At 46.2% G+C, this 16,666-nt stretch carries 12 protein-coding genes; all 12 read right to left on the reverse strand.

Features of this window, described 5'->3' with window-relative positions; genetic code table 11:
• Positions 1–3 precede the first annotated feature (3 nt).
• The 12 genes from DWW91_RS02440 to DWW91_RS02500 all read right to left on the reverse strand — a co-directional run bounded on the left by DWW91_RS02440 (position 4) and on the right by DWW91_RS02500 (position 16,576).
• Complete coding sequence (locus DWW91_RS02440; RefSeq protein WP_009859910.1) at positions 4–732, reverse strand: cell division protein FtsQ/DivIB; 729 nt, start codon at positions 730–732, stop codon at positions 4–6.
• On the reverse strand, positions 729–2,114 hold the full coding sequence (gene murC / locus DWW91_RS02445) for a UDP-N-acetylmuramate--L-alanine ligase (RefSeq protein ID WP_122326862.1): 1,386 nt from the start codon (positions 2,112–2,114) through the stop codon (positions 729–731). Before murC ends, DWW91_RS02440 begins: the two co-directional genes overlap by 4 nt.
• Before the next feature lie 91 nt (positions 2,115–2,205).
• Positions 2,206–3,318: an undecaprenyldiphospho-muramoylpentapeptide beta-N-acetylglucosaminyltransferase gene (murG, locus tag DWW91_RS02450; protein ID WP_122326863.1), complete on the reverse strand. Its 1,113-nt coding sequence runs from the start codon at positions 3,316–3,318 to the stop codon at positions 2,206–2,208.
• Entirely contained in the window at positions 3,315–4,619 is a 1,305-nt protein-coding gene (locus tag DWW91_RS02455) for an FtsW/RodA/SpoVE family cell cycle protein (protein WP_122326864.1), read from the reverse strand. Before DWW91_RS02455 ends, murG begins: the two co-directional genes overlap by 4 nt.
• A gap of 170 nt (positions 4,620–4,789) precedes the next feature.
• Positions 4,790–6,124, reverse strand: a complete 1,335-nt coding sequence (murD, locus tag DWW91_RS02460; RefSeq protein ID WP_122326865.1) for a UDP-N-acetylmuramoyl-L-alanine--D-glutamate ligase — start codon at positions 6,122–6,124, stop codon at positions 4,790–4,792.
• A 15-nt stretch (positions 6,125–6,139) separates the two neighbouring features.
• Positions 6,140–7,399, reverse strand: a complete 1,260-nt coding sequence (gene mraY / locus DWW91_RS02465) for a phospho-N-acetylmuramoyl-pentapeptide-transferase (protein ID WP_044215089.1) — start codon at positions 7,397–7,399, stop codon at positions 6,140–6,142.
• A 76-nt stretch (positions 7,400–7,475) separates the two neighbouring features.
• Complete coding sequence (locus DWW91_RS02470) at positions 7,476–8,948, reverse strand: UDP-N-acetylmuramoyl-L-alanyl-D-glutamate--2,6-diaminopimelate ligase (RefSeq protein WP_009859916.1); 1,473 nt, start codon at positions 8,946–8,948, stop codon at positions 7,476–7,478.
• Positions 8,949–8,991: 43 nt separating this feature from the next.
• Positions 8,992–11,160, reverse strand: a complete 2,169-nt coding sequence (locus DWW91_RS02475) for a penicillin-binding protein (RefSeq protein WP_009859917.1) — start codon at positions 11,158–11,160, stop codon at positions 8,992–8,994.
• Between the two features lie 2 nt (positions 11,161–11,162).
• A complete protein-coding gene (locus DWW91_RS02480) occupies positions 11,163–11,516 on the reverse strand; it encodes an FtsL-like putative cell division protein (RefSeq protein WP_009859918.1) in 354 nt (117 codons plus the stop codon).
• A 44-nt stretch (positions 11,517–11,560) separates the two neighbouring features.
• Entirely contained in the window at positions 11,561–12,493 is a 933-nt protein-coding gene (gene rsmH, locus DWW91_RS02485; protein WP_048316071.1) for a 16S rRNA (cytosine(1402)-N(4))-methyltransferase RsmH, read from the reverse strand.
• 344 nt (positions 12,494–12,837) lie between these two features.
• The gene (locus DWW91_RS02495) at positions 12,838–14,838 is read right to left on the reverse strand and encodes a hypothetical protein (RefSeq protein WP_122326867.1); all 2,001 of its coding nucleotides are present in this window, start codon (positions 14,836–14,838) and stop codon (positions 12,838–12,840) included.
• Between the two features lie 55 nt (positions 14,839–14,893).
• Positions 14,894–16,576, reverse strand: a complete 1,683-nt coding sequence (locus DWW91_RS02500) for a right-handed parallel beta-helix repeat-containing protein (RefSeq protein ID WP_122326868.1) — start codon at positions 16,574–16,576, stop codon at positions 14,894–14,896.
• Positions 16,577–16,666: the final 90 nt, after the last annotated feature.

Raw genomic sequence — 16,666 nt, forward strand, 5'->3', positions numbered from 1 at the left:
CATCTATCTTTTAGTACAAACAATCTGATCTTTGTATTTTAAATTTATTATACTGTATTTCTCCCAACCGACTTTCGGTATGACCTTGTCATAGAAGAGCCGGAGGTTATCCAGCTTTTCCTGGAAATCGTCGAAAGTACCCAGTACAATACGGTGGTTTCCCACCCGGGGAATCAGTTCCACTTCGTTGTCAGGATGAACATAAATCTGTTCTATCTGATTATTCCAGAACTCATTCTCCTGCAAAAATAATGCAAATTTATATAAGTCGGTTACCGCCAGCTCTTTTTCGACATATCCACTTACCAAAGGGACATCGGCGACGTAACGGAAACTGACCGGCATCGTAGTGCCGAGGTTATCCACGTAGAAGTTTCCCCGGGAGCTAATCACACGCAAGATAGGTATTTTTTGCTCAACTTCCAGCTTTATGATCCCCGAAGGTGTCTTATAGGCTTCGATACGGGCAATCATTTCGTTCTTTTTGAGTTCGGTTTCTATCCTGTCGGTGTTGATTGCGTCCATAGGCTTCTTGATCGGGTTCAGATCAGCCTTTTTAAGGATCGTCACCAGATCGCTTTCGCTTACAAAATGTTTGTCAAGACTGTCTTTCACCACGACCTGAAGGTCCTGGCATACCTTATCCTGCCTCATTTCGCGGAAGAAGAAGGATACAAACACGATGTAACAAAACAACAGTGTAGCGACTACTATGGAAACTATACGAATCACAATTTCTTATCCAATATTTGTTTAACAGGTTCGATCAGCCGGTCTATATCGCCGGCTCCAACCATCAATACAACTTCAAACGTATCTGCCTCCTTCTCCACCAGGTCGAGCAGTTCGCTTTTACGAATCAGCTTCTTGGCAGGGATGGTGACAGCATCGAATATGATTTCCGAAGTCACCCCCGGAATAGGCTCTTCACGTGCAGGATAAATATCCAGCAGGATCAGTTCGTCCAACAACGACAGGCTGGCGGCAAAGTCGGGAGCAAAGTCGCGTGTCCGGGTATACAGATGCGGTTGGAAGATGCCCGTTACCTTGCGTCCGGCATAAAGTTCCTTCACAGATTGGATACTGGCAGCCAGTTCAGCCGGATGATGGGCATAATCGTCGATCAGGACGATAGCATCTTTCTTCAGATGGAAGTCGAAACGGCGTTTCGGACCGGCAAAGGATGCCATGCCTTTTCTTATTTCTTCCGGAGTCACGCCGTTCAGCCAGGCTAGGGCAATAGCGGCAACCCCATTCTCTATATTTACTTTTACAGGGACACCCAACTGAATGTTGGCAATACGGATATCCGGGCCAACGAAGTCGAAGTAGATCTCACCGTTTCCGATACGGATGTTTTCAACATAAAAATCGGCTTCTTCAGCTCCGGTATAAGTATAGAGTTTCACACCCTCTTTCAGCCGGGGCGTTACGTTAATGCCTTTTTTCATGAGCAGGCAACCGTCGGGACGGATCAGCGAGGTGAAATGTTCGAAACTTTCACGATAGGCTTCCGCTGTGCCGTAGATATCCAGATGGTCCGGGTCAGCGGCAGTGATGACAGCCATATAGGGTGTCAGCCAGTGAAAAGAGCGGTCGAACTCGTCTGCCTCGATCACGGTCAGATCGCTTTTATCTGACAACATCAGGTTACTGTCATAGTTCTTCAGGATACCTCCCAGGAAAGCATTGCAACCGACATGTGATTGTTTCAGCAAGTGGGCAAGCATGGAAGAGGTCGTTGTCTTACCATGTGTTCCGGCAATGCAAAGTCCACGCGAACAGTTGGTGATTTCGCCTAAGACACGGGCACGTTTCATGATCTCAAAACCATTCTGACGAAACCAGGCCAACTCCGTATGCGTTTCGGGAACGGCGGGTGTATAGACAACCAAAGTCTTAGCCGGGTCCTTAAAAGCATCCGGTATCAGGGAGATATTATCTTCGTAATGAATAACGGCACCTTCACGGTTCAACTGCGCGGTCAGGTCGGACGGAGTCTTATCATATCCGGCTACTTGTTTTCCCTTTGAAAGAAAGTAACGGATCAGGGCACTCATCCCGATTCCTCCGGCTCCGACAAAATAAACAGCCGTTATCGTATTTATATTCATATTACCTTATATATTATGTATAGTGACTGGCTTTAACACACCCCCTGCCCCCTCTCAAGAGGGGAAAAGGTACTCCCGTCGCTATAAATGTTCATCTATTTTTATCTATAATCTTTACTATCTCGTCAACAATACGGTCGGCACTCTGATGCTGGGCCAGTTGCTCTATATTACGGCTCAACAAAGCCAGTTGCCCATCATCGTGTACCACTTCAAGCGCCCTGGTTACCAGTTGCTGTTCAGCATCTTTATCTGAAACCATGATCGCTGCATCTTTGTTTACCAAAGCCATGGCATTCTTCGTCTGATGATCTTCCGCCACATTTGGGGAAGGAACCAGGATAACAGGTTTCTTCAACAGACAAAGTTCAGAAATAGAACTTGCTCCGGCACGGGAGATAATCAGGTCGGCAGCCGAATAGGCATAATCCATACGGGTGATAAAGTCGGAGCACCAGATAGGCATGCCGCGATAGGCTTTCAGATGCTTGGTGGCTTCGCTGTAATAATAACGCCCCGTCTGCCAGATCACCTGCACGTCGGAAGCGAACAGTTTATCCAGGTCGCCTTGTATGCTGCGGTTGATCGTACGGGCTCCCAAGCTACCGCCGACTACCAGTATCGTTTTCTTTTCCGGAGAAAGACCAAAGAAAGCCAGCGCTTCCTCTTTCCTGTCGGTCGCTTCTTCCAGATCCTTGCGGACAGGGTTTCCGGTAATCACGATCTTATCGGCTGGAAAGAACTTCTCCATGCCGTCGTAGGCGACACATATCTTCGAAGTCTTCTTTGCCAGCAACTTATTGGTTACTCCGGCATAAGAGTTTTGCTCCTGTATCAGTGTCGGGATGCCCAGCGAAGCCGCCATCCACAACGTCGGGCCACTGGCATAGCCGCCCACTCCCACCGCAATGTCCGGACGAAACTCGCGGATCGTCTTCTTCGCCAGTCCGAGGCTTTTACGCAGACGGTTGAGCACTTTTATATTGTTGAGCAGGTGAGCACGGTCGAAACCGCTCACCGGCAAACCTACTATTTCATAGCCGGCGGCCGGAATCTTTTCCATTTCCATCCGGTCTTCCGCACCTACAAATAAGATTTCCGCATCAGGGAAACGTTTCCTGAAGGTATTGGCAATGGAGATAGCCGGGAAGATATGTCCTCCGGTTCCGCCACCACTTATTATTATACGGTACTGTTCCTTCATTCTCTTGATTTTGTCTCTGTTACTACTTCTTCTGTTTCAGGCTGTGTGTCGGGCACCCAGTTGGAGATTTCTTCCTCCGTGATGGCTGGGGCTGCACCGGCGCCTTCGGTTTCATCTTCTTCCGGAAGTTCATCTTCCTCATTACCCATATTGGCTCCGAAACGGCTTACACTCAGGATGATCCCGAAATAAATGCAGGATATCACCGTCGAAGTACCACCACGGCTGACCAACGGCATCGGCTGACCGGTTACCGGTATCAGGTTGACGGCCACCGCCATATTGGCAAGCGCCTGTACGACAATCAACAGGCCACACCCGAGCACCAGGTATTTGGGAAAGGCTTTCTCGCACTTTCGCGCAATCATCCCGACTCGCACCAATAACATGATATAAAGCATCAGCACGAATACGCCGCCTACCACACCCAATTCTTCAATAATGATCGCATAAATAAAGTCGGAATAGGCCTGCGGAAGAAAATCTCTCTGCTGACCATGACCGGGCAACTGTCCGAACACTCCTCCGCGTGCAATCGCGATCTTCGCATGGGAGACCTGGTAATTATCGTCTGTGATCTTATATACTCCGTTCTCGTCGGTATCCGATTCATGCCCGTCGAAGAAACGCTCCAAACGTCCCTGCCAGGTACTGAAACGGTCCGGCAAATATTGGGTCACCCCTGCCGGCGTAAACCGCAGCAAAACGATAAACAAGATAAGTGCCAATATCAGGACACCCGCCAGCTTCCCCAACTTCATCAATGGCAACTGGCCGATGAACATCATCAGGAAACAGACCCCGAACAGCATAAACGCCGTCGAAAAGTTTTCCGGAAGAATCAACACACAGGTCACTCCCACCCCGATCAGTATGTATTTGAATATCTGGTCGTCGGTAAAACGACTCCGCTTACTGAGCAGGAAGGCGATAAACACAATGGAGGCCAACTTGGCAAACTCCGAAGGCTGGAACTGTATACCGAATATCTCCAGCCAGCGGTGCGCGTCGTTGGCATTGATCCCAACAAAAGGCGTGACAAGCAACATCAGCACCGAGACGGGCAGCAACAATATAAACGCCGGAAAGAACCGGCACGGGACATTGTGCAACAGCAAAACCAGCACAAACCCGCCCAGCAGGAAAGTGGCATGACGAACGATCGGCGCCCAATGATTCGCGTTCTTGTAGGCAATCGTACTCGTGGCACTGAACACCTCAACAACCGAAATCAGGCACAGGAACATGAAGATGATCCATATCACCCGGTCGCCCTTAAATAATTTACTTGCCAGATCCATTCTATACTTGTCTTTTATTCAAATTAAAACTACGGCAATCTCCGGATTCCCGATATTTATATTTCCGATGACCGGAAGAGTACTGTTCCGACCATCGGAATAGCGTTGTTCCAGCTATCGGAAGAGCACTGTTCCGACCATCGGAAAAGCGTTATTCCGACAACCGGAAATTAAAGACTGCGTACGCAGGCCTTGAACTGGTCGCCACGGTCTTCGTAACTCTTGAAGAGGTCGAAGCTGGCGCAGCACGGGGATAACAAGACCGTATCTCCCTTTTCTGCCAATTTATACGCTTTGTTTACCGCTTCTTCCATCGAGCGGGCATCTTCTATCTGCGCTACTTTCCCATCGAAAAAGGCATGCAGCTTGGCATTGTCGACACCCAGGAAGATCAAGGCACGTACTTTCTGTTTCACAAGTTCTTCAATCTCGGAGTAGTCGTTACCCTTATCCGTCCCGCCCAGTATCAATACCAGCTTGGTAGTCATACTTTGCAAGGCATACCAGCAAGAGTTTACGTTTGTTGCTTTCGAATCGTTGATATAATCTACTCCGCGTACACGGGCAACCTTCTCCAGGCGGTGTTCCACCCCGGTAAAGTCACTCAGTGAAGCCCGTATATTCTCATCGTGGATATCGACCACCTTGGAGGCGATACCCGAAGCCAACGAATTGTACAGGTTATGTGTACCCGTTAATGCTAATAAGTCCTGATCCATTGTAAATGTTCCGTTTGAGGTTTCAATTACTATTTGCTTATTATCCGTATATCCCTTCACGCCGTCTTCATGTGTTTCGGCGAATGGGTAAAGAGTAGCCGCAGGATGGCGCTTGGCAATCTCGCGTGCAATGATCGGGTCGTCGTTCCAGAAAATAAATGCATCTTCAGACGTCTGGTTCTGAATGATGCGGAACTTGGCGTCCACATAATTCTGCATCTCGTAATTATAACGGTCCAGATGATCGGGCGTTATATTCAGTAAGATAGCTATATCTGCTTTGAAGTCGTACATGTTATCCAACTGGAAACTGCTCAGTTCGATGACATAGACCGCATGCGGTTCTTCGGCGACCTGTAAGGCCAGGCTGTTACCGACGTTTCCTGCCAACCCGACGTCCAGTCCGGCTTCTTTCAGGATGTGGTAGGTCAGCATGGTGGTCGTTGTTTTCCCATTGCTACCGGTGATACAGATCATTTTCGAGTCGGTGTATCGTCCGGCAAATTCGATCTCGGAGATGATATGCGTCCCCTGTGCTTTCAGCTTTTGGATGATCGGAGCCTTGTCGGGTATTCCCGGGCTCTTGATGATCTCGTCGGCATTCAGAATGTCGGCTTCGGTATGCCGTCCCTCTTCCCAACGGATTCCGTGGGTGTCCAGCATCTCCTTATACTTGGGTTTGATAGACGAAAAGTCGGAAACGAACACGTCAAATCCTTTCGCTTTCGCCAATACGGCAGCACCTGCACCGCTTTCTCCTCCCCCTAATACAACAATTCTTTCCACGTTTATATATATTTATTATCTCATCTTCAATGTGACGATCGTAATAACCGCCAGAATAATACCGATCAACCAGAAGCGCACCACGATCTTCGATTCGGGCACTACATTGAACGGTTTTTGTATCAACGCCTGTATACCAGCATTCCCAGCTTTCTGGAAATGATGATGTAATGGCGTCATTTTAAATATGCGACGACCTTCGCCATACTTCTTCTTTGTATATTTAAAGTAAGCAACCTGTGCCATCACCGAAATACTTTCAGCAAGAAAAATACCACAAAGAATCGGGATAAGCAACTCTTTACGGATAATTATGGCAAACACAGCTATAATACCTCCCAGCGTCAAACTACCCGTGTCACCCATAAATACCTGTGCCGGATATGAATTATACCACAGGAAACCGACTGTCGCCCCGATAAAGGCTGCCGCAAAGACCACCAGTTCTTCCGCCCCCGGAATAAACATGATATTCAAGAAGGAAGCAAACTCGAAGTGAGACGACATATAAGCCAATATCCCCAAAGCAACCCCAATAATCGCAGAACTTCCGGCAGCCAGTCCGTCCAACCCGTCGGTCAGGTTCGCCCCGTTTGAAACGGCCGTCACCACAAAGATAGTCATCAGCACGAATACCAGCCACGCTGCTTCTTCCTTATAATCGCCCGCCCAGCTGACCAGTTGGGCATAATCAAAGTTATTGTTCTTCAGGAACGGGATCGTTGTCTTGGTCGACTTGGTTTCCACCGTATGATAATGCACTTCTTCAATTACATTATCATGGCGCACTTCCATATTCTCCTTTATCACAACATCCGGACTCATAAACAACACCAGTCCGACAATCAGTCCCAGACCGATCTGTCCGACAATCTTGAACTTGCCGTGCATCCCTTCCTTATTCTTGCGGAAGACCTTGATATAATCGTCAGCAAAACCGAGAGCACCCAGCCAGACGGTCGTCACCATCATCAAGATTACATAAATATTGTTCAGCTTGGCGCAAAGCAATGTCGGGATCAAAATGGCAATGATAATAATGATACCTCCCATTGTCGGCGTACCTTTCTTACTCATCTGCCCTTCCAGTCCGAGGTTACGCACGGTTTCACCGATCTGCAATAACTGCAAACGGTCGATGATACGGCGGCCGATCGCTGTCGAGATGAACAAAGAGAGGATCAACGCCAGTCCGGAACGGAATGATACGTACTTAAACATCCCCGCCCCAGGGAGATCCAGCTGATCCAGATAATTAAAAAGATAATACAACATAAAAACTTCGTTTTCGATTGACAGTTGACAGTTATTTGTGATGAACATTTAACTGTCAACTATCATCTGTCAATTGTCAACTATTAAATATATTTCTTATTACTTCGCGGTCATCAAAATGATGTTTCACACCTTTTACTTCCTGATAATCTTCGTGTCCCTTGCCGGCAACAAGGATCACATCGCCTTTCTTCGCCAACATGGCTGCCGTTTTGATGGCTTGCATGCGGTCGGTGATACAGAGCGTACGTTCCATATCCGCCTTGCTTAGTCCGGCCACCATATCGTTGATGATATCGTCCGGTTCCTCAAAACGAGGATTATCAGAAGTCAGGATGACCTGGTCGCTCAGCTTGGCGGCTTCCTTTGCCATCAACGGGCGTTTGCCTTTGTCACGATTTCCTCCGGCACCCACCACGGTGATGATGCGGCCTCTGCCATTCAGCACCTCATCGATACCGTTCAACACGTTTGTCAAAGCATCCGGCGTATGAGCGTAATCGACAATTGCCGTATAACCCTTCGGAGACTGTATCGTTTCAAAGCGGCCGGAAACCGAATGAAGCGTGCTTAACACAATCAGCGTCTCTTCCGGGTCTTTGCCCAAAGAAACGGCAGCCCCGTAAACAGCCAGCAGGTTGTAAGCATTGAATCGGCCTACAAAGTGGACAACCACCTCACGGCCGTTAATAATCATCTCGGTTCCTTCAAAGTGCGATTCAAGAATCTTTCCTTTGAAGTCAGCCAATGTGCGCAATGAATAGGTCAGCTTCTTTGCTGCCGTATTCTGAAGCATTACCAGTCCTGATTTATCGTCGGCATTCGTCAAAGCGAAAGCGCCGGCAGGCAGGTCATCGAAGAATTTCTTCTTGGCTTTCAGATAATTCTCTACTGTTTTATGATAATCCAGATGGTCGCGTGTCAGGTTGGTAAAAATACCACCGTCGAACGAAAGACCACTGATACGTTTCTGGTCGATCGAATGGGAACTGACTTCCATAAAAGCATATTCGCATCCGGCTTCCACCATCCGTGCCATCAAGCTATGAAGGGTGATCGGGTCGGGTGTCGTATGATCGGTCGGAATCGCTTCGCCGTCAATGTAATTGCATACAGTTGAAAGCAGGCCTACCTTATGTCCCATCTTACGGAACATTTCATATAATAAGGTAGCGATAGTCGTCTTGCCGTTCGTTCCGGTAACCCCCACCAGCGTCAACTTATCCGAAGGATTGTCATACCAGGTCGAAACCAATTTACCCAATGCATCCGCCGAATCTTTCACCCGGATGAAAATGACATTTCTCCCGGAAGGATTTCCATTTTCTTCCGAAAGGGATGGAATTTCCTCGCAGACTACCGCTACGGCACCTTTGGCAATGGCTCCGTCGATATAAGCGTGACCGTCGACTGCCGTGCCTCTTACCGCCACGAACAAAAAGCCGTCTTCCACCTTACGGGAATCAGACTGGATACCTGCGATTTTTACATCATCTGTTCCTACGACTTCCAGTACATCCAACGTATGAATCAATTTCTTCAGTTCCATATTCTATCTGTTTACGGAGAGGTCCGGAAACCTCCCCTTTCTATTATCTTAATGTTAAGCGAATGGACTGTCCTTTGGCTATCCGTGTGCCTGCTCCCATCGACTGGGCGGAAACACGTCCCATTCCATCCAATACAACACGCAAACCGGCACTTTCAAGCAGGAAAACCGCATCTTTAGCGCCCATTCCAATCACATTCGGCACCAGGCCTTCACGGATTGTCAGGTCACGCAGATGAAGTTCTTCTTCGCCTTCTTCACGCTTTGCGACAACCCATTTTGTCTCCAGGCTGTCTGTATTTGCACTGACATCGAGTTTATCCAATACATTTTCCAGTGCCTCCAGATTCCCGTTCTTTGCTGCCGGCAATATCACAGCTAATGAATCGCGCTCCATATCACGTACATCAAACGACATATGGCTAGCATATACTTTCTCGGCAATGGCTTTTACCACGCCCCCAGACATCGTTCCACCGGACGGATAACCGATACGCGGACGGCGGATAACGACAATACAAGAATATTTCGGCTCATCGGCCGGGAAATATCCGCAAAAAGCAACCTGGTGCCCGCTTGTACGGTAAACACCGCCCGAAGCAATCTGCGCCGTACCTGTTTTTCCGGCTATACGGATGATATCCGAATGAACGGCTTTACCGGTTCCTTTCTCTACTACGCCCAGCAACATATCTTTGATAATCTCCAATGTTTTGTCTGAACAGATAGACGATTTCAACACCTCTGTTGAGAAACTCTGCACCGTCTTTCCGTTGTGCATAATCTCTTTAGTAAACATCGGGCGCACCATCTTTCCGCCGTTTGCAATGGCATTGAAGAATGTCAGCGTATAGATAGGCGGTATCTGCGTTTCATATCCGAAAGACATCCAGGGCAATGTTGTCTTCGACCAGTACAAGGCGGTATCGTTCGGCATACGAATCTTGGCACGTCCGGCTCCCGGGATTTCCAGGTTCAGCGGAATAGTCAAGCCCAACTTATACAAACCTTCCACATATTTGGTCGGGTTCTTTTCGTACCCTTTCAGAATAATCTTTGCCACACCGATATTCGAAGAATACCAGATAGCCTGTTCTGCCGAGATACGACCGTAACCGCCTTTATTCATATTATGGTCGGTCATACGGGCACCTTTATACATATAAATACCTTTGCCCACATCCACCGTATCGCTTGGCTGGCAGATTCCGTCTTCCAAAGCGACCATCATAGAGGCGACTTTGAAGGTCGAACCCGGCTCTATCTCATCCGCTACTGCATGGTTCTTGGTTTCAGCATAAGCGCCTTCACGGATACGGCCCATATTGGTTATCGCTTTCACCTCGCCTGTCGCCACTTCCATGACAACGGCTGTTCCGGATTCGGCGTCGATCTTCTTCAACATATCGACCAATGACTTCTCGGTTATATCCTGGATATTGATATCGATCGTAGTCCGGATATCCATGCCATCGACCGGCTCTATCTCAACAACATTCGTCCATCCGCCACCAACACGACGAACCGAACTCACTCCGGGTTCACCCCGAAGCAAAGAGTCGTACTGCAACTCCAACCCGTTCTTTCCTTTGGTCACCCCTCCGGCTTCAATCTCACCGTAAATATCTCCGATAGTACGGGATGCCAATGTCCCAAAGGGTTTCTGGCGTTGCACCATTTCCTTCGTATAGAATCCACTCTTATAACGACTCAAACGGAGAAACGGGAATTTCTTCATCTCTTTCAGGTCGGTATAAGAAGCACGCCCCTCATAAACGGGATACTGACGGCTTTTGCTATTCAGTCCGCGAAGCAGATGCGCCTTATAACCGGCCGGCGTACGGTTCTTAAATTTACGTGACAGATAAACGGAAAGTGAATCCACCCCGTTCACCTTCGAATTCCGGAACGTATCGACAGAAAATCCGTCAGCACGGAAATCGATATAGGTATAATAACGAGGCACACTGGTAGCCATCAGCTTTCCATCGGAAGAATAGATGTTTCCGCGTCCGGGTAATATCAGACGGTTCGGGCGTTTCTGGCTTTCGGCCACCTTCTCCCATTTCTCCTTCTCCACAAAAGCTGTATCAAACGTGCGAAACAATATGCCCACTGCTATAAGCCCCAATAATAGCACGACAAGAAAGTAACAGAATAATATACGGTTACTTTTCGGGGCGATTTCTATTGGTTCATTCTCTTCTGCCATATTTATTTGTATAATTCATACGGCGGAGTTTTGGCTCCTTCCAGTTCAATACCTTGTTCTTCAATCAATAATTCTACTTGCGACTGACGGCTATTGCCCGTCAGTTCCGATGAAATAGACAATGCCTCGAAACGAATGTCGCGCAAACGTTGTTGCAGGCGGTCGATCTCCCTTAGTTTCTGCATGCAGGTGTAGCGGTTGCCGATGAAGAAAAATATCATTATCACAACAAGCACAATCATTCTTGTGTGTTTAACGATAAAATCCTCGTTCAGGATACCACCGCCCAGCACATACAAAAGAGAAAGACGTTTCTCTTTTTTCTTTGACTTTTTACGTTGTTGTTTTTCCTCCATAACTCCCTTTTTAATTGAAAATTATACGAACGCGAACCTAATTTTCAATTCTCTTTTTTTCCTTTCTTCTCCGCTATTCTTAATTTGGCGCTTCTCGAACGGGGATTTCTTTCAATCTCCTCGTCGGAAGGCACAATTACTTTATTATTTACCATACGAAATGGCGTTTGTACATTTCCGAAAAAGTCTTGTTCGCTTTTTCCTTCAAAATTTCCTGTTTTCAGGAAGTTCTTTACCAGCCTGTCTTCCAGAGAATGGTAAGTGATTACAACCAAACGTCCGCCGGGCTTTAAGACCTGGAGGGTTTGTTGCAGCATTTCTTTCAGGGCACGCATTTCGTCGTTCACTTCGATACGAAGGGCCTGGAATGCCTGTGCCAGGAACTTTTTCTCTTTGTCTTTTCCGGTAAAGGGTTTAACCAGTTCCAGAAAGTCTCCGATTGTTTCTATCTTTTTGTTTTCACGTGTCCGGACAATCAATGAGGCTAGCCTGCGGGCAACTTTCAGTTCGCCGTAAAGGTAAAAGACGTCGGCCAATGCTTCTTCCGTATAGTTGTTTACGATATCGGCAGCCGTCTGGCCGGCACGGGTGTTCATACGCATATCCAGCGCTCCGTCGAAACGGAAAGAGAAACCACGGTCTTTATCATCGAAATGATGAGAGGAAACGCCCAGGTCGGCCAATAGCCCGTCCACTTCGCCGTCTACGCCATGATAACGCATAAAATTATACAAATAACGGAAATTACTGCGAACAAACACAAAACGGGAGTCATCAGGAATATTATGTTCGGCGTCGGCATCCTGGTCAAATCCGTAAAGTTCGCCATCGCTATCCATCCGTTTCAGGATTTCGCGTGAATGTCCGCCACCTCCGAAGGTCACATCCACGTAGATACCCCCTTCTTGAATATTCAGGCCTTTCACGCTTTCATCGAGCATCACCGGTACATGATAGCAAGTCTCTTTCTCTTCCATTTTCTGTTTTACACGTTAAACTTTCCCTTAAACAAAAGCACCCTACTTCGTTAGCAACGGGCACTTTACTATATTTGTGGGTAAAATTAAACATTTATCAAATTACCTTCCAAGAAATATATGAGAAAAGTACAAAAAAGTTATCAACAGGTAAGGGAGACCTACTTTTCTCTTGATAGAAAAGTAGACAAAAGATTAAGGCTGCACCCAAACAATAGTGTGGTTCTACAATGGAACAAACAGGGAGATAAATACAATTTCCTCCCAAGAAACCGGAGTTTCCTTGGGAGGAAATCAGAGTTCCCTGCCCAGGGAACTACGAGGAAACTGTAATAGATTAGTAATCAGTCTAGTTTAACAGAAACGATTTCTCCTTCTTTTATGGCTTTATGTAATAGTGTCTTCCCCTCGGATTTGACAGTAACTAACTGTTTTCCATTCTCACGGAGCACTTCGATATCGAATGTTGTATTAAATGCTTTTATTTTACGCAAGTTCATACTGTTCCATTCCGACGGCAAACGGGGAGTAAAAGTGAAGGATTTCAGTCCTGTCGGACGAATACCGAACATTCCTTCTGTGATGATACGCCCATATAATCCGCTTTCTGCAGAAAGATGGCGCTGACTTCCTTCCGGCCAGGCTTCGATAGCATAAGGCACGTGCTCACCTAACAGGCGTTGATTGGAATAGAATTTCAAATATTCTGTTGCCTTCGCGGTTGCCCCGCAGGCATATACGCCTCTTAAAGCATAAAGGGTGGAACGGTCCCAGAATGTTTCACTTCCTGCCTGGGTTAACAAACCGTTTTCCGTCCACAGACGGGGAGAGAACAGGGCATTGATCGTACCTTCTTTGCGGTCAAAGATTCCAACAGTCAGAGGAATACAAATCCAGGAGCGAAGGATATCGTTTCCTTCATAATATTGATACGTGTCAAAGCCTTCGACTTTGGCTCCGAAATAGTTTTCCATATTTTCCCGAAGGTCTCTTGCCTGTTTTTCATAAGCACTCAATACAGAAAAAGGCTTCTTCAAATCTTTTCCCAGATAGACAGCCGAGCGCAACGCATCGTAATACAATGAAGAGGTACAAAGATTGGCTTTTCCGGCAGGAAAACGTCCTTCCAGTTCATCTGAATCAGAGGCGACCACTCCTTTATCATTCAGGTTACGATGGCAATACTCCAGACACCATTCAATCAGAGGCCACAACTCTTCGGCTTCCGCCTTGTCACCTCTTGCCAGGGCATAACGGGAAGCTCCGTAAGCGACCATTGCCGCATCGCCACGGTCACCGGCCCCACCCCAAACATCAATACCTTCTGCGATGATTGAACTCGGTATCTTTTCATACTCCGGATTCATGAAACGGGCAAAATGTTTAAACGAATTAAGGGCCGAGCCATTTCCGGCTCCATATCCGAGATAAGGAAAGAAGGGATTGATATATTCGGCCTGGTCGTTTGCCCAGATAGCGGCATAATATGACTCACCGCCAGGACCGTGCATCAATCCGCCTTTGGTATCGTAAATACTTTCAGCACCACGTATTTTGGCAAAGGCAAACATGGTATTGACAACTGGGTCCGGTGTTTCGAGAATCAGGTTATTCCAAAAGCCTGCAATCAGTTCCTTCCGCTCCTGAAGTTCCTTTTCCACATCAGGTTTCAATTCTGCTTCACCGTTTTTATAGCCGGTGATAGCAGCATAAAAAACAAGTTCTTCTTTCGGCTGAAGCTGTTTGGTTGCTGCCCCGATAATTTCCGAGACTAATTTATAACTGCCGTCCACTCCTTTTTCCGGGTCTGTGTTAATCACGGCACGCGATTCGGGCACTTCCACCGTAAGAGGCGAACTACCTGTATTCCGAAGGATATACTTTTCATAAACGGCCGGTTTCGCCACCGCCGGGAAAATGATGCGTGTCAGTTCAGCCTTTGCATTACGCGATAATCCGATGGCACTTTCTACAGTCATTTTCCCATCCAGCGTAATCTTATTCACCTTTTCTCCGGATAACGATTGTCCGTTCACCGCCACCATGTCCGTTGCATTCCAGGCAAAACGACGCATCAGGCTGGCATGCGTATTGTTCGGGATAGTGCGCAACATGGGCCAAACCATACTTTTATTCAGTTCAAAAGAGCCGTCCGCATTCACCCCGTAACGGAGCACAGTCGAAACTTTCAGCCCGCTCATCTCAATATGGTCATAATGAAGGATACGGTCTTTGACATTCCAGGAGATACTGCCGTCGGGGTTGATCGACCAACGGTCTTGAGCGGAAAGAGTTCCGCCACAAACAAGAGTCCAGAATAAAAACACAAATAAAAACTTCTTCATGATACTTTATTATATAAATGGTTATTCACACATTACTTTTATTATAATTCCATTACTAATCAGAGTAACGAACATCCTTCACCGTTACAGATTCAGTATTTTTCATGTAAACAGGATGCGGACATCCCGAAATATCATTGTTGATGATCCGAACACTCTTCGCGTCTTCAACCGATATAGCATGTTCATTTACCGCTTCAATAATATTATTCCGAATAAGAATATTATTGTTTAAAAAACCCGTCTTCTCTCTTATACCGGATGCAGATATACTGATTCCGGATGAAGCTCCCTGAGTTCCTTGTGCATAACCACAACCGGAAATCCAGTTATTTTCAATCAACACATTCTCCACCGGACCACTTTCACGCCAACCAGCCTCAGCTCCTAATTGAATAGCCGTTCCAGTACTATTCTGTATTACATTTTTATTGATAAGAACATTCCTGCTTTTTATCAAAAATGCCCTTGCCAAGTGACTCTTCACTGTATTATTCGTAATCCGAACAGAGGGACGACGTGTAATATTTGTCATATAATAAAGATCCGGAGAACCGATAAGCCAGTCTTTATTCAATGTCACACTCACCCTCCAGTCTACAGTAGACGTATCTACCTGCTCCACTATAAAATGTTCTTTCTCCATCAAATTACTCCTATTCACAACCAACAAAGTATCACCAACGTCCGGATAATCCAATGATAAAGCATGAAGGTCTGCATTTTGTATTTTTATTTCTACAGATCTTTTTGTTTGGGGAACAATTGTATAATAATAATTATGAATATTTGTGCAATCGTCTCCCTGCCCTCCAAATTTACAATTTTCTATCACAATTTCTCCTTTACAACTAGTAAAATGTGTTGCATCCGTATTAGTTGAAATAATCATACCAGCTTCCGGAATCACTTGCAGATTCTCTAAAGTTATATTTTCCGACAGATGTCCGACAACTCCCATACCCGGCTGACTATGAATCTTAACTCCTTCAATATAAATATCAGACGATTCCTTTATCATAATTGCAGGACGATAATGCCCGGAATGACGCAATACACAGAAATCACCTGTAGAAGGTCTAAAATCAGTATAAATCCGGATCATGTCTTTCGAAAGCAACTCTTTTCCGGAAACTCTGCCACCAGTATATAATCTCTCTCTCATAGCATCCACATAATGAACTCTGCCTGTTACATCTTTATCCAAATAAAAATACCGTTCAGGATCGATCTGCATATCAAAGCTACCTTCATTCAATTTAGTTATCTTCCCCACCGTATTAGGCGGCCTCCGATAAACAATACTCAAACCTTTTATTGTTACCTCCCGGGCCTTATCTATCGAAACAACTTCATACCATCCCTCCAATAATAATATAGCACCTTCCGCTTCCACAACCAGATTCTCCGCTCCAAACAAATCCAATGCTTTCACATAAGGGGCATCCGGTTTAAATAAGCGACCTTGTACATTCTCTCCATATACTCCGCTTATAGCCTCTCGCTCAATCTGTAATGCCAGTGAATCCCTGAAATTATACAGACCTGGCGGAAAAAACAAGACGGTAGATTTATTATCCCTACAATATTCACAAGCTTTACGAATATTCTCCGAATCATCAAGCCCATCATCCGGTATTGCTCCAAAATCCAATACACTGATCCGTTGTCCTGACTCTGCATAACAATACAACCAAGAATGGAATAAGATGATAAATAAATATATTAATCTCTTCACTTTAACTCAATTTCTATTCTGTCAAATCATATTATAGATACAAAAAAGCACTCTTAAAGAATAATCGCTTAGCTTTATTCCAAAAGAGTG

The organism is Parabacteroides sp. AF17-3 (assembly GCF_003635445.1).
Taxonomy (GTDB): Bacteria; Bacteroidota; Bacteroidia; order Bacteroidales; family Tannerellaceae; genus Parabacteroides; species Parabacteroides goldsteinii.

Bases quoted from the DNA above. Each gene is read 5' to 3' on its own strand.
- DWW91_RS02455 (WP_122326864.1), bottom strand. From the start codon at position 4,619: ATGGATCTGGCAAGTAAATTATTTAAGGGCGACCGGGTGATATGGATC.
- DWW91_RS02475 (WP_009859917.1), bottom strand. From the start codon at position 11,160: ATGGCAGAAGAGAATGAACCAATAGAAATCGCCCCGAAAAGTAACCGT.
- DWW91_RS02480 (WP_009859918.1), bottom strand. From the start codon at position 11,516: ATGGAGGAAAAACAACAACGTAAAAAGTCAAAGAAAAAAGAGAAACGT.
- mraY (WP_044215089.1), bottom strand. From the start codon at position 7,399: ATGTTGTATTATCTTTTTAATTATCTGGATCAGCTGGATCTCCCTGGG.
- DWW91_RS02470 (WP_009859916.1), bottom strand. From the start codon at position 8,948: ATGGAACTGAAGAAATTGATTCATACGTTGGATGTACTGGAAGTCGTA.
- murG (WP_122326863.1), bottom strand. From the start codon at position 3,318: ATGAAGGAACAGTACCGTATAATAATAAGTGGTGGCGGAACCGGAGGA.
- DWW91_RS02495 (WP_122326867.1), bottom strand. From the start codon at position 14,838: ATGAAGAAGTTTTTATTTGTGTTTTTATTCTGGACTCTTGTTTGTGGC.
- murC (WP_122326862.1), bottom strand. From the start codon at position 2,114: ATGAATATAAATACGATAACGGCTGTTTATTTTGTCGGAGCCGGAGGA.
- rsmH (WP_048316071.1), bottom strand. From the start codon at position 12,493: ATGGAAGAGAAAGAGACTTGCTATCATGTACCGGTGATGCTCGATGAA.